Consider the following 21,482-nt stretch of genomic DNA (forward strand, 5'->3'; position numbering starts at 1 on the left):
ACCTGCCCCGGCATGCATATGGAACAGTGAACTTTGAAGTTAACCGCAAGGCGCCTGGCCTTGCTTGAAGAGGTTTGAATGGCGAGCATCAACGTAGCCCAATTTGCTGAAGAACTGAAAATGCCGGCCGGCGTGTTGCTGGAGCAACTCAAAGCCGCCGGCGTGGACAAACTCAGCGCCGACGATTCCGTGACGGAAGCCGACAAGGCCCGTCTGCTGGAGCACCTGCGCCGTTCGCACGGCGCTGGCGACGGCGACAAAAAGAAGATTACTCTGACGCGTCGCCAGACCTCGGAAATCAAGCAGGCCGACGCGACCGGTAAGGCGCGTACGATCCAGGTCGAAGTGCGCAAGAAGCGCACCTTCGTCAAGCGTGACGACGTCGCCGAAGGCGTGGACAACGCGGCCGCTGCTGCGGAAGACGAGGCGCTTCGTTTGCGTGAAGAAGATGCACGCCGCGAAGCGGAGCGTCTGGCTGCAGAAGCGGCCGAGCTGAAGCGTCGCCAGGAACAACTGGAACGCGAAGAAGCCGAGCGTCGCGAGCGCGAAGAGAAGGAAGCTGCCGAGCGCCGTGTGCGTGAGGAAGCTGAGCGCGTTGCTGCCGCTGCGAAGGCGGCCGAAGAGCAGAAGGCCAAGGCGGAAGCCAAGGCCGACGCCGACGCCGAAAAGCAGGCGCAGCAATCCCGCGAGGAAGCCGACAAGGTTGCCAAGGCCGACGCCGAAAAGGCAGCAGAAGCAGAGAAGGCTGCGGCTGCCAAGGCTGACGCTGAGCGCGAGCAAGCCCGCAAGGCCAGCGAAGAAGCCCGCGCTGCCGCTGAAAAGGCGAGCGCTGCTGCCGACAAGGCCCGTGCCGAAGAGGAAGCGATTCGCAAGCGTCGTGCGGCGGCGGAAGCCGAAGCGCGCGCCATTCGCGAAATGATGAACGCCCCGCGCCGCGTGCTCAAGGCACCGGAGCCGGCGCCTGCTGCGGCCGCACCGGCCAAGGCGGACGCCGCCAAGGGCACGCTGCACAAGCCGGCCAAGCCGGAAGGTGCCGCGGCCAAGCCGGCAGACAAGAAGCCGGCCGCCGCACCGGCGTCGACGACGGCTGGCGCAGCGGACAAGAAGGACAAGAAGCCGGGCGCGTGGCAGAAGGATACGGACAACCGTAACAAGCGTGGCGGCATGAAGACCCGCGGCGACGCGAGCGGCGGTTCGGATGGCTGGCGTGGCGGTGGCCGTGGCGGCCGTCGTGGCGACCGTCATTCGCAGGACGATCGCAATGCATTCCAGGCACCGACCGAACCGGTGGTGCGCGACGTGCACGTGCCGGAAACGGTCAGTGTTGCCGATCTGGCACACAAGATGTCGGTCAAGGCCGCTGAAGTCATCAAGCTGATGATGAAGATGGGCCAGATGGTGACCATCAACCAGGTGCTCGATCAGGAAACGGCGATGATCGTGGTGGAGGAACTCGGCCACCGCGCAATCGCCGCCAAGCTGGACGATCCGGAAACGCTGCTCGACCTCGGCAACGACGTGACGGAAGCCGAAGCGCTGCCGCGTCCGCCGGTGGTGACGGTGATGGGTCACGTCGATCACGGCAAGACCTCGCTGCTGGACTACATCCGTCGCGCCAAGGTGGCGTCGGGCGAAGCCGGTGGCATTACGCAGCACATCGGTGCATATCACGTCGACACGCCGCGCGGTACGGTGACGTTCCTCGACACGCCGGGTCACGAGGCCTTTACGGCCATGCGTGCTCGCGGTGCACAGGCAACGGACATCGTGATTCTCGTGGTCGCGGCGGACGACGGTGTGATGCCGCAGACGAAGGAAGCGATTGCTCACGCGAAGTCGGCAGGTGTGCCGATCGTGGTGGCGATCAACAAGATCGATAAGCCGGATGCGAACCCGGACCGCGTGAAGCAGGAACTCGTGGCCGAGAGCGTGGTGCCGGAAGAGTACGGTGGCGATTCGCCGTTCGTCGAGGTTTCGGCCAAGACGGGTACGGGGATCGACGATCTGCTCGAGAACGTGTTGCTGCAAGCCGAAGTGCTGGAGTTGAAGGCGCCGGTGGATGCGCCGGCCAAGGGTATCGTGATCGAAGCGAAGCTGGACAAGGGTAAGGGCCCGGTCGCGACCATTCTGGTGCAGTCGGGCACGCTCAAGCGCGGCGACATGGTGCTGGCAGGTCAGGCTTACGGTCGCGTTCGCGCCATGCTCGATGAGACCGGCAAGAACACGAAGGACGCAGGTCCGTCGATCCCGGTGGAAATCCAGGGTCTGTCGGAAGTGCCGGGCGCCGGTGAAGAAGTGCTGGTGGTGCAGGACGAACGCAAGGCACGTGAAATCGCGCTGTTCCGTCAGGGCAAGTTCCGTGACGTGAAGCTGGCCAAGCAACAGGCCGCGAAGCTCGAGAACATGTTCGAGCAGATGGCCGAAGGCGAAGTCAAGACGCTGCCCCTCATCATCAAGGCAGACGTTCAGGGTTCGCAGGAAGCACTGGCTCAGTCGCTCAACAAGCTCTCGACGCCGGAAGTGCGTGTGCAGATCGTGCACGCTGCGGTCGGCGGCATCAGCGAAAGCGACGTCAACCTGGCAACGGCTTCGAAGGCGGTCATCATCGGCTTCAACACGCGTGCCGATGCACTGGCCCGCAAGCTGGCCGAGTCGAACGGTATCGACATTCGCTACTACAACATCATCTATGACGCAGTGGATGAGGTGAAGGCGGCAATGTCGGGCATGCTGGCGCCGGAGAAGAAGGAACAAATCACGGGTATGGTCGAAGTGCGTCAGACGTTCAAGGTGCCGAAGGTCGGTACGGTGGCCGGCTGTATGGTGCTCGACGGCTTCGTCAAGCGTTCGTCGCACGTGCGCGTGCTGCGCGACAACGTGGTCATCTTCACGGGTGAACTCGATTCGCTCAAGCGCTTCAAGGATGACGTCAAGGAAGTCAAGTCAGGCTTCGAGTGCGGTCTGTCGGTGAAGAACTTCAACGACATTACGGAAGGCGACCAACTGGAAGCGTTTGAAATCACGGAAGTTGCGCGCTCGCTGTAACGCGATTTGCACAACAGAAGTGGAATGGCCCACCAAGCCGGGAAACCGGTGGCGTGGGCCATTGCATTACTAGCGAGTTTGTTATGGCAAAGAAACGTGGCGTTCCCGGTCGAAACCTTCGCATCAACGATCAGATCCAGCGGGATCTCTCGGAGTTGATTCAGCGCGAAGTGAAGGACCCGCGCATTGGTCTGGTCACGCTGCAAAGCGTGGAAGTGACGCCCGACTACGCGCATGCGAAAGTGTTTTACACGACGCTCACCGGCGATCCGAAGGCGACCGGCGAAGCGCTCAACGAAGCGGCGGGCTATCTGCGCAATCTGCTGTTCAAGCGGTTGCACATCCATACGGTGCCGACGTTGCACTTCCACTTCGATCAGTCGATCGAGCGTGCGATCGAGATGTCGCGTCTGATCGACACGGCCAACGCTACCCGCGCGAAGGAAGATTCGGAAGCGGCCGAGGGCGAAGACGGTGACGACGTCGACAGCGACGATGGCAGCGTCAACAAGGACGAAGGCAAATAAGCCGCTCGTCGACGATGTCGCCTGCCGGACCGACCGGGCCAACGCGAAGCGCGCCCGGTAGTCTTGCGATGCCTGTGCCTGCGCGACGCAGGCCTGGCAACATCCCACCAGAATTTCTCACGTAATCCCGCACATGACGGACCCGCGTTCGCAGGCACCCCGCCAAAAACTCCCTCGTTTCCCGCTCGACGGCGTGTTGTTGCTCGACAAGCCGCTGGGCCTGTCGTCCAACGATGCCCTGATCAAGGCCAAACGTCTGCTTCAGGCATTGAAGGCCGGTCATACCGGCACGCTCGACCCGCTCGCGACGGGCTTGCTGCCGTTGTGTTTCGGCGAGGCGACGAAGTTCTCGCAGGACTTGCTCGAAGCCGACAAGACCTACGAGGCACGCGTGCGTCTCGGCGAGACGACGACGACGGGAGACGCGGAAGGGGAGGTGCTGCAAACGCGTCCGGTGACGGTGGACGAAGCGGCGATTCGCGCCGTACTGCCGCGCTTCACGGGTCCGATTTCGCAGGTCCCGCCGATGTATTCCGCGCTCAAGCGCGACGGCAAGCCGCTGTATGAATATGCGCGTGCAGGGCAGACACTCGAACGTGAAGCCCGCAACGTCACCATCCATCTGCTGGAGATGACGGCGTGCGCATTGCCCGACGAAAACGAATTCACCTTCCGGGTGACGTGCAGCAAGGGCACTTACGTGCGCACGTTGGCAGAAGACATCGGCGAAGCGTTGGGATGTGGCGCGCATTTGCGCGCGTTGCGTCGCACGGCGGTCGGCCCGCTGACGCTCGATGGCGCGGTGACGCTCGAAGATCTGAACGCGCTCGATCACGCGCAGCGCGTGGAGAAACTCGCGCCGGTCGATGCGTTGCTCAAGACACTCCCGACGATCTGGCTCGACGACACGCTGGCCAAGCGCTTCAACCACGGTCAGCGGTTACGTCTCGATGAGGTGCGTTGTCCGCAATCGCTGCGCACCTGTGCGTCGACGCATGACGGTATTGAGGTCAAGGTCTATGCGGAAGCGTCTGGCGATGTCACCGCGCGTCTGCTCGGTGTCGCTCGTCTCGATGGCGAAGCGCTGCTCACCCCGCAACGGTTGCTGAAGACTCAGTAATGGGTGCCGCTTCGGAAGCGTCAGTGGGCGCTACACAGCGTGCCACTGACGCTCCCTCCCGGCTCGACACGACCCGACAGGTGTCACGACGAGCGAAGCGCTTTGACGTTCATCGCCTGTAATCCCTTCGGACTTTTCGTCACGTCGAATTCGACGGGCGTGTCTGGTGAAAGCGTTCCCTCACCACCGTCCGTCACTGCGGAAAAGTGAAAGAAGACGTCCTCACCGCTATTCTCCAGGATGATATAGCCGTAGCCCTTGCCGCTATCGAACCATTTGACTTTGCCTTGAGCCATTTCTTTCTCCTTCGTTGATTGCCTGACGAGCGTTGAAACACGGCGCCACGCCACCGAAAAATCACGGCAGCATGCGTGCGCCTTGCCACCAGTCGATACCGTCAAGTAGGTTGTTGATCCCGGCCTTGGCAAAACCGGGGGCGGTGGTGCTCAGAGTGGGGCGACAGAACCCGCCGTCGACATCCTTGTACACGTAGTTGGCGTTGCGCAAGATGTTCATCGCCTGCTCAAGCGACATGGGGTTCAATGATCGTGAAACGTCCACGCCATATTGGTGGGACAGCCGGGTGAACACTTCAGCAGCATCGAATGCGGGAAGCTTGGCAAGGGCGGGGATGTCCTTGAGGTAGCTGACTGCCTCGGGTTGGGATCGCAAGTGGTTCGTCACATTCGTCGAGGACTCGTAGTAGTTCTTGGGGGAACCTCCGCTGCCGATCAGATCTCCATCGCCGCGCCCCGTTGTGCTGACATTGAACATCTGTTCAGTGGAGATGCCAGCCCTTTGCATGACGCTGGCCGAAAAGTACTCCGGTACCGGGGCGCCGCCCATGTCGAAGGCATCCTCGGCAGACCCGGGCGAGAAAACGCCGAGCCTTTCCAGGTGCGGTCCGACTGCCTGCAGCTGGAATGGGTCGGAGATCGAGTCCAGGGCCAATATGTTCTTGCCGAGCCGTATCCGGGTCGTGCACTCACTCGCCAGTGCTGCGACGCGTCCACGCAAAACATTGCTGCCAAAACCTGAACTCCTGCGCGCCGCCAACCTCGCCGCACGGCTCATAAGTCGCGACTGCAGCGCATTGGGAGCGACTACGCCGAGCCCCATCCCAAGATAGCCCAGAATGTCGGACAGCTTCGGATCGCTGTCCTCCAACAGCGTCGATGCAATGCTGAACGCACCGGAAACGATGGCTAAGCCAGTCAAGGCAATGGCCATCGCGAGGGAGGCACCGGCAGTGAAGGGCGCTGCCAATATTTCGACAACGCCTGCGACGATACGGAACTCCTTCGTGTACATGGCGGGCATCGTGTCCAGACGGCTGTATTGCGCCACGGGTTGATGCCCACTCGGATCGTGATAGTTCACGGGGTCGCCGCCGCAATAGGCATAGGCCGCATAACCGCCCACATCGAATGGACTCATGTTGTCCGGTGTCTGGAAGCGGCAAGCTTCCGGATCGTAATGTCGGTAGCCGTTCCCAAGATGGTAGAAGCCGACGTAATTCAAGGCTTCGCCTTTGAAACCCAGCCACGTCACGGCGCTGGGTTTGACGTTCCGATAGCCATAGGGCGAATAGCGATAGTAGGTGATGGCCTTGGTTGCCACATCGACGCTCGCGAATACCGTGCCCGCCTGATCGCGCAGCTCGAACGAATACGACTCGGTGGTCGTGTCGCCGACGCTCGTCAACGCCTGTTGCAGAAGGCACGATGGACTGTCGTTTTTCAATGCCAGGATGCGGTGCTGAAAGCCCTGCTTCTTTTCGTCGTCCTGCTGCACGACGGCATACGCCTTTGCTCCACGATAGTGGTAGGTGTCCGTCCATTTTCCCTTTCCGGCGGAACCACCGCGCACACGCCCCAAATCGTCGTAGCTGAAGACGTAGTCCCCGTCTTTGCTGTCGGCGGTCGCAGAGCAGCTCTTCAATTGACCGTTTGCGTGGTAGGTGAGGCTCCTGTTGGCGCGTTTGGTCAGTCGGCCTGCGGCGTCGTTTCCCATCGTTACGCCGTCGAGAGCGGTGAGTACGCCGGGTTTCGCCGAGTCGTAGTCCCGCCGGGTCGTCGATGTCGACAGTGTTTGTGGACGGCTATTGCCGGTGTAGAACTCGTTGGCGCTCGAACGTACGTTGCCGAACCTGTCGTAGCTGAAAACCTGTTTGACGAACTTCTTGCCGCTATCGCCCTCCGCACCTTCATGTGAGCAATACCAGGCGGACAGGCGATGCGAATCGTCATACTCGAAATAGTCGCCGCTCACAATCGTGTCGTCGACCTTGAGCAAAACGCGGTCGATTCGACCGTCGTCCATGCGTCGACTTTCGATGGAGTGCGTCTTCAGTTCCGTGCACAGGAAGTCCCGGCAAGTTTCGATACCTGATCGGTTATAGGTGTAGAGCACCCTGATGGTGAGGCCGCTCTTCACGGCCTTGATGTTTTCTTGCTTTAGCAGACCGTTGTCGTAATAGAAGAATTTGCTTTCGCAAACGTCGCTTTTCATGCCGATCAGGCGGCCGAAGGCGTCGTATTGATACTTCGTATTGGTGCCCGTCACGTCATCGAATTCGAGCATCAGGCCTCGCCGACCGGACGTGGTTTTCGAAATGCGTGTGGCGGAATCGTCGGTAATGGTTTCGGTGTATTGGAGTCTGCTGCTGTCCAATTCGCTCTTGTAACCCTTAAGCGTTTCGGGACGAGCGCCCAGATCGTCGCGTCGGCTCCAGCGCGATGACCCTTCGTAACTGAACTTGACGGTGTTGCCGTTGACCGTTTCCGTTGTGGGACGACCAAGTCCGTCAATCGTTTGCGTGCCCAGGATTTTTGCCGATGTGAGGTCTGCAAAACTGTCCTTTACGTAACTGCGGGTCGCAACGTTCGCCAGGCTTGCAGCGGAATAGGCGTTGCCGATTTCGATGTCATTGGTTGTCGACGTGATCAGACGGTCGAACCGGTCATAAGTAAAGGCTGTGGCCGCGCCGATTTTCGGCGTTAGCGTCTCAAGACGACCGTAGTTGTCATAAGACAACGTCGTCTTGTCGCCAGCGAAGACTTCCCCGTTGGCATCAATGGTTTCGATGCTGACGGACGTCAGATTGCCGCCAACGTCGAATGTGCTGCGTTTTCGGAACGCGGGGGCGTTCGGTGCGCCGGAGGTTTCGATAAGCATTCGCTTGGCGGCATCGTAGCTGCGCACCGTCTCGGCGGTCCCCATGAGCATGGTCTCGCTCATGGCTTTGCTGGTGAGGGTCAGCGTCTTGGTATCCAAAACCTTGTCGCTTGCATCCTTGAGCGTCTTTGTGACGGCGCACTTGTTGGCGTCATCGTCAAAAGTCCACGTCGTCGTCAGCGTGCTGCATTTCGTGTTCGTAGGGTCGTAGTCGAATTCATCGGTGCGCGACAGACGGCCTTGCGGGTCGTAGTCGCTCCTGAGCATTTGCAGCCATCTTTTTCCATCCGGACTTATCCACGCTTCGCGCTCGCGCGAGAGTTCGTCCCTGATGACGCGGGCATATTGTTTGCAAGCGGATTCGGTTGTTTGATACTGCCATAGCTGGCCCTTGAGGGGCGTTAGCGAGTAATCGCGCTGTCCAAGTGTGACGTCGCCCCGCATGGATTTCGCACTCGTGAGCAAGCCGGATGTGTCATAGGTGAATTGGGTCCTGAGATTTTCGCCATCGATGGTTTCATACACGCGGCTCGTCAGCGCAGAGCGGGTCCGACTCGTGGTGACCGTAATTCCCTGCGCGGCTGTGGTCGTGGTTCGGACGGTGACTTTGCGTTTGTCTTTCGCATCCTTTTCATAGACGAATGTGGCTCTGATTTCCGAGCCGGGTAACTTGTTGCCAAACTCACCGAGCAGCCAGGTAGTGTTGGCGCTGAGTTGACCGAAACCGGGGTCGTCAATCTTTGTCTGATACTCGTTTTCCTCGAGGTGCATCGACCCTTCGGGCCACTTGCCGGTTGTATTGTTGAGCCGGAACCCGCGGGCGTTGGTCTTGCTCTGCACGCTGAGGCTCTTGTTCAGATCGTCGATCAGGGATTGAACCTTTGCTTTTTCATCTTTGTCTTTGGTGCTGTTGTACTGCTTCGTGAAGCTGTCCAGGAGCGCTTTTGCTGCGTTTTTGGCGACGATCAATTGTTCCGCGCTGACGTCGACTTCTTCATAAGACGGTTGGAATACTGTTAGCTTTCTATGAGGAAGCGGGACATGCGGGCGGTCGACATTGGGGACTGCTTTTGGGATGAACTTGAGGTAGCTGAAATAGGCGAGGCGCCGCGCGTATCGCTTGTCGCCGTCCTTCCGGTAGACAATTTCCGACTCCACGTGCGACGTAAACCCACTGGGGTCACCGGGATAATTCATTGCGTAGGGGAGTTGAAAGGCGGCCTGCGCATAGTCATTGTCGGTGACGGCCATCTCGACGATCGTGTCGATTTTGGTGCCCCACGTGATGCCGCCTGAACCAAACGCCACGAATCCCAGGCCAACAGGATTGACGTAATCGACCAGTTTCAGCAGAAGACCGAAGAAACTCGTGTCCTGATAAACGCTTGCTTTCTCTTCAACGGTGTAGGCGTTGTAGTTGTTGAAGTATGTCCATTCCGTCACGGTGTCATCTTTGGTCGACCTGACGAGGTTGCCAGCCGCGTCGTATTCGAGCGCAAGCTCGTCGACGACCACGTTACCAATCTTCCTGGTGGTCTTCTGTGTCGCGATGCCGAGTTTCTCGTCGATGCTGACGCTCTGTTCCGTGAGTACGGTGACATCGGCGGCGGTGACGGCCTCGGTCTGACAATTGTCTGCGAAGGTGTACACGCGTGTGAGCGCAGTCTTGTCCCTCTGCGTGCAGGTTACCGTGGTTTTGCTTGTTTCGAACTTGTAGCTTTCGATAAGAGGGGTGATGCCGCCGCCCGGCGATATGGTGTGTTTTACGATTCGGTTGCCATTGAATTCCATGGATTCGGTGTGCGTAGAAGTTTCTACGACATTCGGATCGTCGGGCTTGTCTGCGGGAACCGATGATTCCCGGCAAACTTCGAATTTAACGACGCTTCGATAGTCATGGAAAACGCGGTAAATCGTTTTGGCGGATCCGGTGACGCCTGCCATTTCAATCGTTTGGACGACCCCGAGGTCTTTGGCGTCGCCTGTCGCCGCATAGGTGACTTCCTGGTCGCTTTTAGGGAATAAGACGGCTTTCTGCAAGGCCGGAGAGGAAGTGCCAAAAACCATATTTCTGCGCTCCGTCTCGATCCATTCAACGTCCAATATCCGCCCGTCGTCGTCGTTGATGGCAGTGATGCGCGGACCGCTTCCGAATTCCTGCCACTCAAATGTGAGCGACCTGCCGGAAGGTGAAACATAGCGTATGGGATAAATCCAGCCCGTGTTCTGAAGAGGCAGCTCACGGTAAATCGTGGTCGTGCCAAATGTCTCGCACGCACCGTTCTTGTGATACACGACGACATTAATGCCGTCGCGCTTTACCAGGAAGTCCCCGCCGTTGAAGGTCGCTCCCGGGTTCATTTCGAAATCGAGGGAACGTCCGTCGCAAAGCGGAAGGCGCTCAAAGCGATCCTTTGCCTTTGGAACTGGGACCAGTTCACTTGGCGTAATGAACCCGCAACGAATGATATTCAAATCGCCGGTATGCAACTTGCACGAGAAACTGAGATTGAACGACGGAGAAGCGCCGGCATCCGCAAACAGCCCCGCAATCGGAATTCGCAGCATGCCTTCACCGCTTTGGGGGCTGATGAGGACATTCCGCTTCAACGCGGCATAGGTTTCAAAAGCCAACTGGTCATTGCTGCTGAAGTGCTTGATCGCTTGCATGATTCGGCTCCCATCAGGATGGTTGCTTCACAGAAGCATCCGGGCAGTCACTCTCCACCACACGACCATTGGACGCGATCACGCGTCTTCTCTTGTTCTTCACCGTTTGGTAGTCGGCCGTATGGTCGACGGTCGGCTCGCGGGGATTGGCACCCCTCGATCACGGAAGTGCGTCGATGCTTTGGGCGGCACCGCTTCCGCCTCCGCCTCCGCCTCCCGGTGTGATGTGGCCCGAGCCCTTTCCTTGTTGAACGACTCAATTGCTCCGCCTGACAGAGTGATCTCCCTGGCGGAATTGCGGATCGACCGGGATTTGCCGAACGCTTCAGCGCGTAAGACGGGTGGGGGAAACGAATCGGTTGCACGCCGCCATTCCAGCACCTCATCGAAGCGCCGGTAACTGTCAACGTTGACAGGTACCGCCGCCGCTGGGCATGCGCAAGGTAGCCCGACATTGGAAAGCGCGAAATGGATCTTCCGAAAGGGGCGGCGCGTATCGTCGCCGTGCGGGGAAATGCCGTGTGCCGGGTGAGCCGTACGCTCACCGGTATTCGATCACTGGAGAATGCTGGTGGTCACTGTCAACGTTGACAGGGAGGCGATTCGGAGACTTTAGTCCGGCGCGTTGCGAACGTTCGTCGCAAGCAAGTAGGCGTCTCCACGGGTGGTCTCATACTCGACGACCTGACCCGTCTGAAGCAGGGGGCAGCCCGGCGTGCAAATCTCGCTTTCATGGACGAAAACGATTTCACCGCCCCCATGCGGCGTGATGAACCCGTACCCCTTTTCCGGGTAGTAATCCTTGACGGTTCCGCGCGGCATGATTTGCTCTCCTTCGAAACGACAAATCGAAACCCGATGCCTGAATCTGCCATGGCCGCACCACCGGCGGCCTACCTGCTGTGCGGACGAAGGGCGTCCGCATAACCCGATCGGACGCGTCAGCTCGCGACGTTTTCCGGTTTAAGTTCGACGATGGCGTCGAGCGCGGCTTTCACATCCATGGCGTACTTGGCCAATGCCTTCTGCTCGTCGGTTTTCGGCTCGAAGGACGGCACACCGACGGGGTGGTTGCTCTCGTCGACCGCGACGAACACCATCAGGCAGTCGGTCGTCTGACGCAGTTCGCCCCACTTGGGATCGCCCGCATGCACCGACACATGGATGTGCATGCTCGTGCGGCCCGTGGCCACGATACGTGCGCGCAGTTCCACCAGATTACCCACCAGAATCGGACGACGGAAGCGGATATTGCCGACGCTGACCGTCACGCAATAGCGGCCCGACCACGTCGCAGCGCAAGCGTAGGCCACTTCGTCGATCCACTTCATCAGTGAGCCCCCGTGCACCTTGCCGCCGAAGTTGACGGCAGCCGGTTCGGCCAGAAAGCGGAAAGTGACTTCGGAGCGTTCGATCGGGTTCTGCGGGGTATTCATGGTGTTGTGTTTTTGCTGACGGATAGTACTTGCCCGACCGTCGAACGGTGTCTGACCGTGGGGGCGTCGGGCCGGGGGATGCGCAATGATACTGCGATTGCGTGACACCTGCCGATGCCCGGCCCGATCCACCTTTTCCCGCCCCGGCGCCTGGGAGCGAATTCCGCAAGCGTGCGGTGCGGCGCGCGGCGCACAGTGACACGGTTGTGCCAGCGCGGGCCTCGGTCGTGGCGAAGCTCGTCAGGGCCGAATCCGACGAGCAGGGCGGTGTGTCATGATCCAAACTTCAGGTGGTTCGCCACACGTTTGCATTCCGATCGAGTGTCGGCAGGCAGCGCTGCGCGAGGCTCAGACGCACGAGCACGAAGCGTCGACGGTTCCCCTGCTCAAGGACTTCGATCATGCACGCAATACGAGCGTGCCCGCGCCGTCAAATGCGCGGTTTGGCGACAATTGTTCGATGGCAGAGATCGAAGCGGGGATGGAGGTAATGCTGCGCGACGTGATGTCGCGGCAATTCGCCGCGAACGCCTTGCATTCCAAGGACAGCCTCAACAATTCGAAAGTCGAAGACGCGGGTTCTGGCGCATCTCATTCATTGACGGCACCGGGCGCGTCCCTGCAGTCGCTGTCACCGCCCACAGACGCTCTCGCACCCGCCGAGCCATCGGAACCCGCTGCCGTTGCAACGCCGACCCGCTATCCCACGCTGCTCGGAATCACGGTGGTGGCGACCCACGTTGCCAATCTGGCGAGTCAACTGCTGAGTTGCCTGTCACCGTATATTGCCCCCGATCTCTTCGCCCGATGGGCGAACGTCATGGTGTGTGAACTGGTGCGACCGGGAAAGCCGCGCGTGACCCGGGCGGCGAGTTGCAAAGTGCTGCTCGTCGGTAACGCGGTTTTCACCCCGGGGATGATGGTGGCGCCATACTTTGCTGTGCTCGCGTTGGGCGACCTGGTCTGTTGGGGGAAGGAATTCCGGAACCCCGGCAGTCAGCCGTTCCAGGGCGACAGTCTGGCGAATCTGATCGCGTGGATCAATTCGCGCGGCGGGTTTGCGAAGGTGCTGGATGTGTTGGGGCAGGGGCCACATGAAAGCACGGGCGACGATTCGCCCGTCAAGGGCTCGTTACCCAAACGCGCGGTATCGGGGCTTTTCGATAAGCTTCGCAACACGCTGGCACATCACGACGATCCGGCGTGGCAGAAGGCTGTCGCCAGCCAAATTCGCCAGGCGTCTGCTGCGGCATTCGTGATTCTGATTGCGCGTTTGCCCTTCAGCGACGACACGGCGTCGCTGCCTGCCGGGTTGCTGGACTTCTACACGTGGCTGGAGAAGGCAGGGGCGGCGACGAAACTGGCAGCGGCCAGCGCCGAGTCGCTCGTGAAGTCTGGGCAGGCAGAGGCCAGCGGTGGTGACGACGTAGACGCGGGCAACGGTGACGAGATCGACCCGGCGGCGCTTCAGAGTGTCCACGTCGTCGCACCTGATCTCCCCGATCAGTGACGAACCCAAACGCCGCGCCATCTTCCTCGTGCTGCTTCGTGGGATGTGGCGCGGCATGCGCAAGAGTCTGCCGTGGCTGGTGAGTCTCGTCGCCGCCGTGCTGACGTATCTGTATGTGCCGGGGGCGTGGTACGTGGCCGCCGGTGCGCTCGCGGGTTTGCTGGCCGCCGTACTGATGGAGCCGCGCCATGGTTGACGCCGCAGTGTTTCTGCCCATTGCGACGGTGGCGCTGATGGCGGCCACGACGTATGCCACGCGTATCGTCGGCTTCCTGTTGTTGCGCGATCGCGTGCTGAGTCCGCGTACCCGTTCGGTGATGGAATGCCTGCCGGGTTGCGTGCTGATCTCGGTCATTGCGCCGTCCTTCGTATCGGACCGGCCAGCGGATCTGCTGGCGCTGGCTGTGACGCTGCTCGTCGCGTTGCGCTTTTCGCTATTGCCTACGGTGGTCATCAGCATTGTGGCGACGGGGGCATTGCGCTATCTCGTCGGCTAGGCGTCAATCTGCCTTCTCCCGTGTGAACTGCACACTTGCTCATTTTTCAGCGCGAATAAAAAAACCCCGCCAACTTCAGCGGGGTTCAAGAAGTGCCCGGTAGTACAGAGCAGGGCCGGGCACTCGGGGGGAAGCCTTGGCTTCAGTGGGCACCGGCGGCGGCATCTGCGCCGCCACCACCGCCACCTCGAATCGGTCGTGTAATCCACACCATCGCGATCATCAGCACGAACAGCACCGCCGAGATCCAGAAAATATCGTTCGCACCGAGCATCGCCGACTGTTGCGTGACCAGTCGGTCGATGTAACCGTGGGCCTGCGGCGTCGACATGCCGAGCTGATTGAGCGACTCGACCGAGCCGTTGAACGTGGCGTCGTAGGGCGTCAGATTCTCCGTCAGCTGCGCGTGGTGCAGCGAAATGCGGTTGTCCCACACGGTCGTCGCAATCGAGGTACCGACCGCACCGCATGTAATCCGCACGAAGTTCGACAACCCCGCCGCCGCCGGAATGCGATGCCCCGGCAGGCCCGACAGAATGATCGCTGTCAGCGGGATGAAGAACATCGACATCGGCACGCCTTGCAGGAACGTCGGGATCATCAGCGTGCGCGTGTCGACGAGCGTGTTGAAGTGCGAGCGCATCAGGAACACGAGCGCGAACAACAGGAACGAGACGGTCACGACCCAGCGCGCATCGAGCTTGGGCAGGAATTTGCCGATGATCGGCGACAGGATGATCGCGAACAACCCCACGGGCGCCATCACCAGACCCGCTTCCGTTGCCGTGTAGCCGAGATAGATTTGCAACCACTGCGGCAGGATCACGAGGTTGCCGAAGAACAACCCGTAACCGACCGAGATAGCGACCACGCCGCCGGTGAAGTTGACCCGCTTGAACAGCGTGAGATCGACCACCGGGTGCTTCTCGGTGATTTCCCAGACGACGAAGAAGCAGAACGACACCAGCGCAACGAGCGCGAGGACGACGATCGTCGACGAATTGAACCAGTCGAGTTCCTTGCCCTTGTCGAGCATCACCTGGAGCGAGCCGACCCACAACACGAGCAAGGCCAGGCCGACGGTGTCGATAGGCTTGCGCTGTGTCGGCGTCTCACGCTTTTTGTAGATCATCCACGTGACGTAAGCGGCCGCGATACCCACCGGAATATTGATGTAGAAGATCCACGGCCAGTGGTAGTTGTCCGAGATCCAGCCGCCGAGAATCGGGCCCATCACCGGGGCGACGAGTGTCGTCATCCCCCATAAGGCGAGGGCCATCGAACTCTTCGCGGGCGGATAGCTCGAGAGCAGCAGCGACTGAGACAGTGGAATCATCGGCCCGGCCACGGCACCTTGCAGCACGCGGGCGGCCAGCAGAATTTCGAGCGTGGGCGCCATGCCGCACAGCCACGAGGCCAGCACGAAGAGCAGGATCGATGTGATGAACAGTCGCACTGCACCGAAACGCTCGGTGAGCCAGCCCGTGAGCGGCACCGAAATGGCGTTGGCGACGGCGAACGACGTAATCACCCACGTTCCCTGGCTCGACGAGACACCGAGGTCGCCGGAGATGGCGGGAATCGATACGTTGGCAATCGAAGTGTCGAGCACGTTCATGAACGTGGCGAGCGACAACGCGATGGTGCCGAGTACCAGCTGCCCTCCCGAGAGCGGGGCAGGAGCGTTTTGAGTTGCCATGAGTTGTCAAAGGGGGTGGGGGGCACCCCCCTCCGATTTACAGGGGACGAGCCCGGGCCGGCTGGTTACGCGTGTTGTTGGCATCGCCTGCGCTCGCGCCTGCATTGGCAGCCGCAGCACCGGCGTTCTCGGTGATGATCTTGGCGACGATGTCGTCGGCGTCGTGGCCGACTTTGTCGTACACGTCGGTCGAATACACCGGCAGGGTCGGCGCTTCGCCCAGTTCCTTGCCGTCGGTATTACGCACGTTCACCTTGACCTGCATCGACAGACCCACGCGCAGCGGATGCTGCTGCAACTGCTTCGGGTCGAGCGCGATACGCACCGGCAGACGTTGCACCACCTTGATCCAGTTGCCCGTGGCGTTCTGTGCCGGCAGCAGCGAGAAGGCGCTGCCTGTACCGGCCGAGAAGCCGGCGACCGTGCCCTTGTACTCCACCGACGAGCCATACACGTCTGCCGTGAGCGTGACCGGCTGGCCAACGCGCATGTGCGAGATCTGCACTTCCTTGAAGTTGGCGTCGACCCACACTTCGTTGAGCGGCACGAGCGCCATGAGCGGTGCGCCCGTGGCGACACGCTGGCCGACCTGCACCGAGCGCTTGGCGACGTAGCCGTCGACCGGGGCAGGGATGGACGTACGGGCGTAGTCGAGATACGACGCGCGCACCTTCGCGGCCGCCTGTTGCACGTTCGGATGGGTGGTCACCGATGTCTTGTCGGTGAGCGCCTTATTCGATACGAGTTGTGCGCGTGCCTGTTCGAGCGCGGCTTGTGCCGACTTCACGGCGTCTTGCGCGTGGGCCAGTTCTTCGCGCGACACGGCGCCGGTGGCGATGGCCATTTCACGGCGCTTCACGTCGGCCTGCGCCTTCGCGAGTTCCGACTGGCGCATGGCGACCGTGGCGGCGTATGCATCGTTGTTCACGAAGTACGTACGGACCTGACGTACGGTCTGCGCGAGGTTGGCTTCGGCTTGCAGCAGGGCGACGCGGGCATCCGTCTGATCCAGCGTGACCAGCGGCTGGCCAGCCTTGACCATCTGGGTGTCGTCGACCTTCACGCCGGTGACGGTGCCGGCCACCTGCGGCGTGATCTGCACGACGTTGCCTGCGACATACGCGTCGTCGGTGTCTTCGTAGTAACGGGCATACAGCCCGTAATAAGCGCCGTAGCCGATGGCCGCAATCGCGATCACGGCCGTGAGCGTCAGCATCATGCGGCGGCGCTTGCCATTGTTCTGTGCCGGTTGGGCAGGCGCTTGTTGTTGGTTCTCGCTCATCATTTGCTCCGTACTAATCTCTCAATGTGCTTTTGACGTTTGTCTTGTTTTGCGTGACGTTCAGTGCGTTTGTGCGTTGGCCGCATCTGCTTCTGTACCGCCGGACTTTGTCGGGCGCTCCTGCCCCAGGACGAGTCCCGCCGACTGCGCCTCGAAACCGCCGCCCAGTGCCTTGATCAGGCCGATTTGCTGGTCGCGACGTGCGCTGTCGATGTTCACGCGCGCCTGTTCCTGCGCCAGCAGCGACGATTCGGCCGTCAGCACGGTCAGTTGCGGTGTCAGCCCCGCCTTGTAGCGGTCGACGGCGAGGTCGTAGGCGCGTTGTGCGGCTTCCTGTGCTACGCGTTGCGACACCATCTGCTTGTCGGCCGAACGGATCGACGACATGCGGTCGGCGATGTCGCCGAGCGCCTTGTTGAGCGTCGAGTCGTAGTTCGCCACGGCGCTTTCGTATGCGGCGTACTGACCCTTGAGGTTGGCACGAAGGCGTCCGCCGTCGAAGATCGGCAGCGTAATCACCGGACCGGCCTGAATGGTCTGGCTGCTCGGATCGATCAGCTTGCCCAGCCCGAAGGTGGAGAAGCCGAACGCGGCGTTCAGGTTGACGTCCGGATAGAACCGGGCCTTTGCAACGTCCACGCCTTGCAGTTGCGATTCCACGCTCCAGCGGGCCGAGACGATGTCCGGTCGGCGACCGAGCAGGGCGAGCGGCAGGTTGTCCGGCAGGGCCGGCGTGGCGAGCTGCGCGAGCTTCGGCGGCGCGATCTCCAGACCGCGATCCGGGCCTTTGCCCAGCAGCACGCCGAGTTGGTGACGCGTGAGCAGAATCTGGCCGTCGAGCTGTGCGATTTGCGTCTGGATGTCGGCGCTGTTGCTGTCGGCCTGCTTCTGTTCGACTTGCGTGTCGAGACCGGCGCGCACGCGATCGGCCGTGAGCTTGCCAAGGTTCTGGCGCTGCTTGCTGATGCGCTCAAGCACGTCGTGCAGGGCGTATTGCTGCGCGAGCTGGTTATAGGAGCGGGCGACGGCCGTCGACAGCGCGAGACGCACTTCCTGGTCTTCGGCTTCTTCGGCGCGCTCGGCCGACGTGGCTTGCGCCCGTGCCGAACGGTTCTTGCCCCACAGATCGAGTTCCCACGACAGCGACGCATTCAGATCGCCCTGCGTGAACCACGTGCCGCCATAGCCCGGCGGGTAGATGGTGTTTTCGGTGAACTTCTCGCGATACACGTCGCCATTGAAATTGACCGACGGCAGGAGCGCGGCTGCGGCGCCTTCCGTCTGCGCCTGCGCCGCCTTCAGACGGGCGGCGGCCATGGCGAGATCGGGGTTGCCCGCGAGGGCTTCGTCGATCAGGGAGACCAGTTGCGGGTCGCCGAAGCGTTGGGCCCAATCGGTGCCCGGCCACTGGCCACCCTCGGAGGGCAGGCTGCGTTTGGTCTGATAGTGCTCAGGCGTGGTGATCTGCTTGTCGCTATGAATGCCGGCGAAGTTCGCACAACCGGCAAAACCCAGCGTCATAGCCGCCAGACAGAGGGCGGAAATCGCTGAGCGGGCCCGCAGATGCGGGAGGAACGGTGAGGCCGCTTTCATCGCAAAACCTTTACGAGTGAAGTCTTGTATTGACAGTAATCGGGAATCAGGGGCTGACGAGGACTTGCAATAGTGGACTCGGCAAACTTTTCTGAACGGGAATCGGGGCAATTCGGAGGGCAGGCGTTCGCGCCGTCATCCACTCTCGCCGTTGGCGATCACCCGTCGCAGCAGACTCTTCAGAAACCCGATTTCCTCGATGCTGAAACCGCGCATCAGATGGTCGGCCGCACGCGTGAAGATGTCGGGCATCCGGTCGGCCATCGCATTGCCCGCCTCCGTTGCACTCAGGTTCACGGTGCGGCGGTCCGTCTTGCTGCGCTCGCGAACGAGCAATCCGTGCGCTTCGAGCCGGTCGAGCAGGCGGGTGACCGCGCTTGCATCGATGCAGTAGTCACGGGCGAGATCCGCTGCCGTCTTGCTCTTGCCGGACGCCACCTTGTAAAGCATGGTCGCCTGCGTGCTGGTGAGGCCGTACTGCGAGGTTTCCTTCGTCAGTTCCGCCATGATCAACTGACGCACACGTGCCACGAGATACCCGAGGGAATCGTCGATGTCGTAACCGTTACGCGGGGGATCGGCTTGCGGTGCGTCCGGCTGAGACGTCGGCGCGGTCGCGGAGAAAGTGACGGAAGGGTCGGACATTTTCGTGCAGCTGCAATAGTTGACTTGTCACGATTATAGCGGTTACTTAATTAATTTCAAGTCGATGCAATAGTTGTCTAGGCAAATATTGCGGTCGAAATTAGATGGAACGCTCTAAATGGATGCGTTGCATCGAGAATGCGGGCACGCGGAGGGAGACGAATCCTCGGTAGGTTTCGTGACGAATGTGAGGCAATCGGTGCATCGATGGTGCATGCCGTTGTTGCAATGCAGAAAGGCCATGACGCGAGACATGCGCAAGTGGTAGAATCGCGGATTCCTCAAAGGCTTTTTCGAGCACCCCTTTCATGACCCGCGCTCTCCGTAATATCGCCATCATCGCGCACGTCGACCACGGCAAAACCACGCTCGTCGACCAGTTGCTGCGCCAGTCGGGCACCTTCCGCGAAAACCAGCAAGTCGCTGAACGCGTGATGGACTCGAACGACATCGAAAAAGAGCGCGGCATCACGATCCTCGCCAAAAACTGCGCCGTCGAGTACGAAGGCACGCACATCAACATCGTCGATACCCCGGGACACGCGGACTTCGGCGGTGAAGTGGAGCGTGTGCTCTCGATGGTCGACAGCGTGCTGCTGGTCGTCGACGCCGTCGAAGGCCCGATGCCGCAAACGCGCTTCGTGACCCGCAAGGCCCTGGGCCTCGGTCTGAAGCCGATCGTCGTGGTCAACAAGATCGATCGCCCGGGCGCACGTCCGGACTGGGTCATCGACCAGACGTTCGATCTGATGGACAAGCTCGGCGCCACCAACGAACAGCTCGACTTCCCGGTCGTCTACGCTTCGGCCCTGAACGGCTTCGCAAGCCTCGATTCGAACGTTCGCGAAGGCACCATGAAGCCGCTGTTCGACGCGATCCTCGAACACGTGCCGGTTCGCGATGCCGATCCGGACGCGCCGCTCCAGTTGCAAATCAGCTCGCTCGACTACTCGACGTTCGTCGGCCGTATCGGTATTGGCCGTATCACGCGTGGCCGCGTCAAGCCGGGCCAGCAAGTGGTGATGCGTTCGGGCCCGGACGGTGAAATTCTCAAGCGCAAGATCAATCAGGTGCTGACCTTCAAGGGTCTGGAGCGCGTGATGTCGGACGAAGGCGCCGAAGCCGGCGACATCGTGCTGATCAACGGTATTGAAGACGTGGGTATCGGCGTGACCATCTGCGACGTGGATACGCCGGAAGCGCTGCCGCTGCTGACCGTCGACGAGCCGACGCTCACGATGAACTTCTGCGTGAACACGTCGCCGCTCGCCGGCCGTGAAGGCAAGTTCGTGACGAGCCGTCAGATCCGCGACCGTCTGGACAAGGAACTCAATCACAACGTGGCGCTGCGTGTGAAGGACACCGACAGCGACTCGGTCTTTGAAGTGTCGGGCCGTGGCGAACTGCACCTGACGATTCTGATCGAGAACATGCGTCGCGAAGGCTATGAACTGGCCGTGTCGCGTCCGCGCGTGGTGATCAAGGAAATCGACGGCGTGAGGCACGAGCCGTACGAAATGCTGACCATCGACCTGGAAGACGAACACCAGGGCGGCGTCATGGAGGAAATCGGTCGTCGCAAGGGTGAAATGCTGGACATGGTGTCGGACGGTCGTGGCCGTACGCGTCTTGAGTACCGCATTCCCGCGCGTGGCCTGATTGGCTTCCAGGGCGATTTCCTGTCGATGACGCGTGGTACGGGCCTGATGAGCCACATCTTCGATGCCTACGCACCGGTCAAGGATGGTTCGCTGGGCGAGCGTCGTAACGGCGTGTTGATCTCGCAGGACAACGGCGATGCCGTGGCCTACGCACTGTGGAAGTTGCAGGATCGTGGTCGCATGTTCGTGAAGCCGGGTGACGCCCTCTACGAAGGCATGATCATCGGTATTCACAGCCGCGATAACGACCTCGTGGTCAACCCGATCAAGGGCAAGCAGCTCACGAACGTGCGTGCGTCGGGTACCGACGAAGCTGTGCGCTTGGTGCCGCCGATCGCGATGAGCCTCGAATACGCCGTGGAATTCATCGACGACGACGAACTGGTCGAAGTCACGCCGCAGACGATTCGCCTGCGCAAGCGTCACCTGATCGAACACGAGCGCAAGCGCGCCTCGCGCGAAGAGAAGTAAAGCCGGCGATGGCAGCGCGGTGCAACGGATGGCAAGTCCGTCGCGCTGCGGGATCCGTCCGTTGGAAGAAAAGCCGGTGCCATGCGCCGGCTTTTTTGCTTTTGTTGGCCCAGAACTTTCATCCCCCCATCCGTTGACGTTTCCGGAGT

The 21,482-nt window shown here is 60.8% G+C and carries 15 protein-coding genes and 1 pseudogene; 7 read left to right on the forward strand and 9 right to left on the reverse strand.

Annotated elements, in window-relative coordinates:
- Nucleotides 1-78 precede the first annotated feature (78 nt).
- The 3 genes from infB to truB all read left to right on the forward strand — a co-directional run bounded on the left by infB (nucleotide 79) and on the right by truB (nucleotide 4,692).
- Nucleotides 79-3,045 (forward strand): translation initiation factor IF-2, encoded by a 2,967-nt coding sequence (gene infB, locus MB84_RS10290; protein WP_046291705.1) that lies wholly within the window; start codon nucleotides 79-81, stop codon nucleotides 3,043-3,045.
- Nucleotides 3,046-3,128: 83 nt separating this feature from the next.
- Complete coding sequence (gene rbfA, locus MB84_RS10295; protein ID WP_046291706.1) at nucleotides 3,129-3,572, forward strand: 30S ribosome-binding factor RbfA; 444 nt, start codon at nucleotides 3,129-3,131, stop codon at nucleotides 3,570-3,572.
- 133 nt (nucleotides 3,573-3,705) lie between these two features.
- Entirely contained in the window at nucleotides 3,706-4,692 is a 987-nt protein-coding gene (truB, locus tag MB84_RS10300) for a tRNA pseudouridine(55) synthase TruB (protein WP_046291707.1), read from the forward strand.
- A gap of 83 nt (nucleotides 4,693-4,775) precedes the next feature.
- Here the strand turns inward: truB and MB84_RS10305 are convergent, their stop codons facing one another.
- The 4 genes from MB84_RS10305 to MB84_RS10320 all read right to left on the reverse strand — a co-directional run bounded on the left by MB84_RS10305 (nucleotide 4,776) and on the right by MB84_RS10320 (nucleotide 11,975).
- Nucleotides 4,776-4,988, reverse strand: coding sequence for a cold-shock protein (locus MB84_RS10305; protein WP_046291708.1), 213 nt, complete (start codon nucleotides 4,986-4,988; stop codon nucleotides 4,776-4,778).
- A 61-nt stretch (nucleotides 4,989-5,049) separates the two neighbouring features.
- Nucleotides 5,050-10,539, reverse strand: a complete 5,490-nt coding sequence (locus tag MB84_RS10310) for an RHS repeat domain-containing protein (protein WP_046291709.1) — start codon at nucleotides 10,537-10,539, stop codon at nucleotides 5,050-5,052.
- A gap of 612 nt (nucleotides 10,540-11,151) precedes the next feature.
- Nucleotides 11,152-11,361, reverse strand: coding sequence for a cold-shock protein (locus MB84_RS10315; RefSeq protein ID WP_046291710.1), 210 nt, complete (start codon nucleotides 11,359-11,361; stop codon nucleotides 11,152-11,154).
- A gap of 119 nt (nucleotides 11,362-11,480) precedes the next feature.
- On the reverse strand, nucleotides 11,481-11,975 hold the full coding sequence (locus MB84_RS10320; protein WP_039398880.1) for an acyl-CoA thioesterase: 495 nt from the start codon (nucleotides 11,973-11,975) through the stop codon (nucleotides 11,481-11,483).
- A gap of 274 nt (nucleotides 11,976-12,249) precedes the next feature.
- Here MB84_RS10320 and MB84_RS10325 point away from each other — a divergent pair, with 274 nt between their 5' ends.
- The 3 genes and pseudogenes from MB84_RS10325 (at nucleotide 12,250) to MB84_RS10335 (ending at nucleotide 13,982) form a co-directional block, all read left to right on the forward strand.
- Nucleotides 12,250-13,485: a hypothetical protein gene (locus MB84_RS10325; protein ID WP_046291711.1), complete on the forward strand. Its 1,236-nt coding sequence runs from the start codon at nucleotides 12,250-12,252 to the stop codon at nucleotides 13,483-13,485.
- Nucleotides 13,486-13,501: 16 nt separating this feature from the next.
- Nucleotides 13,502-13,681, forward strand: a pseudogene (locus tag MB84_RS10330) (AzlC family ABC transporter permease); the annotation flags it as partial.
- Nucleotides 13,674-13,982, forward strand: a complete 309-nt coding sequence (locus MB84_RS10335) for an AzlD family protein (protein ID WP_046291713.1) — start codon at nucleotides 13,674-13,676, stop codon at nucleotides 13,980-13,982. The pseudogene MB84_RS10330 and the gene MB84_RS10335, both read left to right, overlap by 8 nt.
- A gap of 142 nt (nucleotides 13,983-14,124) precedes the next feature.
- On the opposite strand, the gene MB84_RS10340 is transcribed toward MB84_RS10335, so the two are convergent.
- The 5 genes from MB84_RS10340 to MB84_RS29850 form a co-directional block, all read right to left on the reverse strand.
- Entirely contained in the window at nucleotides 14,125-15,681 is a 1,557-nt protein-coding gene (locus MB84_RS10340) for a DHA2 family efflux MFS transporter permease subunit (protein ID WP_046291714.1), read from the reverse strand.
- Nucleotides 15,682-15,718: 37 nt separating this feature from the next.
- The gene (locus MB84_RS10345) at nucleotides 15,719-16,963 is read right to left on the reverse strand and encodes an HlyD/EmrA/EmrK family protein (protein ID WP_046293638.1); all 1,245 of its coding nucleotides are present in this window, start codon (nucleotides 16,961-16,963) and stop codon (nucleotides 15,719-15,721) included.
- Nucleotides 16,964-17,023: 60 nt separating this feature from the next.
- The gene (locus MB84_RS10350) at nucleotides 17,024-18,556 is read right to left on the reverse strand and encodes an efflux transporter outer membrane subunit (RefSeq protein WP_046291715.1); all 1,533 of its coding nucleotides are present in this window, start codon (nucleotides 18,554-18,556) and stop codon (nucleotides 17,024-17,026) included.
- A 135-nt stretch (nucleotides 18,557-18,691) separates the two neighbouring features.
- Nucleotides 18,692-19,201: a MarR family winged helix-turn-helix transcriptional regulator gene (locus tag MB84_RS10355; RefSeq protein WP_052653138.1), complete on the reverse strand. Its 510-nt coding sequence runs from the start codon at nucleotides 19,199-19,201 to the stop codon at nucleotides 18,692-18,694.
- 100 nt (nucleotides 19,202-19,301) lie between these two features.
- A complete protein-coding gene (locus MB84_RS29850; protein WP_157122684.1) occupies nucleotides 19,302-19,511 on the reverse strand; it encodes a hypothetical protein in 210 nt (69 codons plus the stop codon).
- Between MB84_RS29850 and typA the strand changes: the two genes are divergently transcribed.
- On the forward strand, nucleotides 19,510-21,333 hold the full coding sequence (typA, locus tag MB84_RS10360) for a translational GTPase TypA (RefSeq protein ID WP_046291716.1): 1,824 nt from the start codon (nucleotides 19,510-19,512) through the stop codon (nucleotides 21,331-21,333). The two genes, MB84_RS29850 and typA, sit on opposite strands and share 2 nt — an antisense overlap.
- Nucleotides 21,334-21,482: the final 149 nt, after the last annotated feature.

It is taken from the genome of Pandoraea oxalativorans (assembly GCF_000972785.3).
In the GTDB taxonomy this organism is placed as follows: Bacteria; Pseudomonadota; Gammaproteobacteria; order Burkholderiales; family Burkholderiaceae; genus Pandoraea; species Pandoraea oxalativorans.

Excerpts from the sequence above, each read along its gene's own strand:
- infB (WP_046291705.1), top strand. The coding sequence starts at position 79 with ATGGCGAGCATCAACGTAGCCCAATTTGCTGAAGAACTGAAAATGCCG.
- rbfA (WP_046291706.1), top strand. The coding sequence starts at position 3,129 with ATGGCAAAGAAACGTGGCGTTCCCGGTCGAAACCTTCGCATCAACGAT.
- truB (WP_046291707.1), top strand. The coding sequence starts at position 3,706 with ATGACGGACCCGCGTTCGCAGGCACCCCGCCAAAAACTCCCTCGTTTC.
- MB84_RS10305 (WP_046291708.1), bottom strand. The coding sequence starts at position 4,988 with ATGGCTCAAGGCAAAGTCAAATGGTTCGATAGCGGCAAGGGCTACGGC.
- MB84_RS10310 (WP_046291709.1), bottom strand. The coding sequence starts at position 10,539 with ATGCAAGCGATCAAGCACTTCAGCAGCAATGACCAGTTGGCTTTTGAA.
- MB84_RS10315 (WP_046291710.1), bottom strand. The coding sequence starts at position 11,361 with ATGCCGCGCGGAACCGTCAAGGATTACTACCCGGAAAAGGGGTACGGG.
- MB84_RS10320 (WP_039398880.1), bottom strand. The coding sequence starts at position 11,975 with ATGAATACCCCGCAGAACCCGATCGAACGCTCCGAAGTCACTTTCCGC.
- MB84_RS10325 (WP_046291711.1), top strand. The coding sequence starts at position 12,250 with ATGATCCAAACTTCAGGTGGTTCGCCACACGTTTGCATTCCGATCGAG.
- MB84_RS10335 (WP_046291713.1), top strand. The coding sequence starts at position 13,674 with ATGGTTGACGCCGCAGTGTTTCTGCCCATTGCGACGGTGGCGCTGATG.
- MB84_RS10340 (WP_046291714.1), bottom strand. The coding sequence starts at position 15,681 with ATGGCAACTCAAAACGCTCCTGCCCCGCTCTCGGGAGGGCAGCTGGTA.
- MB84_RS10345 (WP_046293638.1), bottom strand. The coding sequence starts at position 16,963 with ATGAGCGAGAACCAACAACAAGCGCCTGCCCAACCGGCACAGAACAAT.
- MB84_RS10350 (WP_046291715.1), bottom strand. The coding sequence starts at position 18,556 with ATGAAAGCGGCCTCACCGTTCCTCCCGCATCTGCGGGCCCGCTCAGCG.
- MB84_RS10355 (WP_052653138.1), bottom strand. The coding sequence starts at position 19,201 with ATGTCCGACCCTTCCGTCACTTTCTCCGCGACCGCGCCGACGTCTCAG.
- typA (WP_046291716.1), top strand. The coding sequence starts at position 19,510 with ATGACCCGCGCTCTCCGTAATATCGCCATCATCGCGCACGTCGACCAC.
- MB84_RS29850 (WP_157122684.1), bottom strand. The coding sequence starts at position 19,511 with ATGAAAGGGGTGCTCGAAAAAGCCTTTGAGGAATCCGCGATTCTACCA.